Raw genomic sequence first — 1,526 nt, 5'->3', positions numbered from 1 at the left:
TTCTAATAATTCAAGGTTGTTTTCTAACGGTAGAAAAACCTCTTAGAAGAGTGTTTTTGCCTTATTTCATAAATAAGAACAAAGCCATATCCTTATTTCATAAATAAGGTACGTCAAACTTGAAAATCAAAGGGGTAAAACTGAAAAACGGAATGACAGGAGTTCGGAATATATTATTCTATTTAATGACGATCGGTAGCATTTGTCTTTTAACCGGTTGCAGCCGATCAGACGTGCCCATACCACCGGGCCCGCCTACGCCGCCGGATCCCGACCCCGATCCCGATCCCCCGGCAGCTGCGGTTCCTATCCGGCTAAAAACACAACTATTGAGCCGTGCGGCAATCGAAAACTTCGACAGCACAGCTCTCAACGTCGCCAAAGGGAGCGGCACCCTGCAATTTGACGAGATATGGGAGGCAGTCGCTACAGACTCCGAAATCACATTTGTACCGGAACGCTATTATCCGGCAGACAGTTCGGATGTGTATCTGACCGGTTACTATCCGAAAGGCATTGTGAAAGACGATTTTGTCGAGTATCATCTCGACGGGGAGACTGACATCATAACGACAAAGGTACAGTCCGGTTCATTGGTGAATCCTTTCGATAGGCAGGACAGCCTGTTTTCGTTTTCCCATCAATTGTCGCTGCTGAAAATCACGGTTCGCCTGGCTGAAAACCGTCCGGAGACCTATTACTTGAAATTCGCCGGCCTGGAAGGTTCTTCCCGGGAGGCCTGGCTCGAATTGTCAAGCGGTGAACTGTTGTTCGGGACGGAAGCGCCGAAGTTAGTGCTGTATGAGGCGGAGACGGAAACCGGCATGGAAATCTCGACGGAAAGCACCTTTAACAGTAGCCTGCTGGTACAGCCCCGTACGGAGTTGACGGTCGATATTGTGCTGACGCGGGATAACGATCCGGAGCATGACCTGTCATACACCGGCCTCCCCGTACATTTTGAAGGCAGCGGTTCGGAAGGCAATGTCGCCTACAATATCGACATCGTGATCGGCTCGCCCGACCTGCCGGTCGGACCGGACACTCCGGATGTTCCCGACCCGCCTACGCCACCGGATATTCCGGACGAACCCGATATTCCGATCCCTCCTGTAACGCCGCCAGTGATTCCACCGGCCTCGAATCCGTCGATCACGATTACGGCTACTGTTACAAGCTGGGAGGAAGTCCCCGGCGGAAACATAGATTTCAGACCCTCAAATGAATAATAAATAAACAATCAATAAAACAACAACGAACATGAAAACAAATCACATTTTACTAACTGCAGCCCTTCTCCTTAGCGCCGCAAGCTGCACCAAGGAAGCGACCGAGATACCGGACACGAACGACGACAATACCTTATATCCCGTCACGTTCAGCGGGGGGATCGATTTGGTACAGACGAAGGCGGATGATAATACTACGCTGATGCGAAAGGACGTGAAGGCGAAAGTCTACGTTTATAAAAACACTGAAACAGTCACTAATGTGTCAAGCCCTGTAAATAAAGAATATAAGGTAGG

At 49.6% G+C, this 1,526-nt stretch carries 2 protein-coding genes; both read left to right on the top strand.

Annotation, left to right across the window (positions count from 1 at the left end):
* Nucleotides 1-152: 152 nt before the first annotated feature.
* Nucleotides 153-1,229, top strand: a complete 1,077-nt coding sequence (locus DWU89_RS20365; protein ID WP_147292169.1) for a fimbrillin family protein — start codon at nt 153-155, stop codon at nt 1,227-1,229.
* A gap of 31 nt (nt 1,230-1,260) precedes the next feature.
* The coding region (locus tag DWU89_RS20360; protein WP_147292168.1) for a hypothetical protein at nt 1,261-1,526 on the top strand (266 nt) is incomplete at its 3' end.

This window comes from Parabacteroides acidifaciens (assembly GCF_003363715.1).
Taxonomy (GTDB): domain Bacteria; phylum Bacteroidota; class Bacteroidia; order Bacteroidales; family Tannerellaceae; genus Parabacteroides; species Parabacteroides acidifaciens.
The sequence above is the reverse complement of the archived record's forward strand: the minus strand, read 5'-3'. Positions and strand labels throughout refer to the sequence as shown.

Coding starts and splice junctions, on each gene's coding strand:
- DWU89_RS20365 (WP_147292169.1), top strand. CDS start 153: ATGACAGGAGTTCGGAATATATTATTCTATTTAATGACGATCGGTAGC.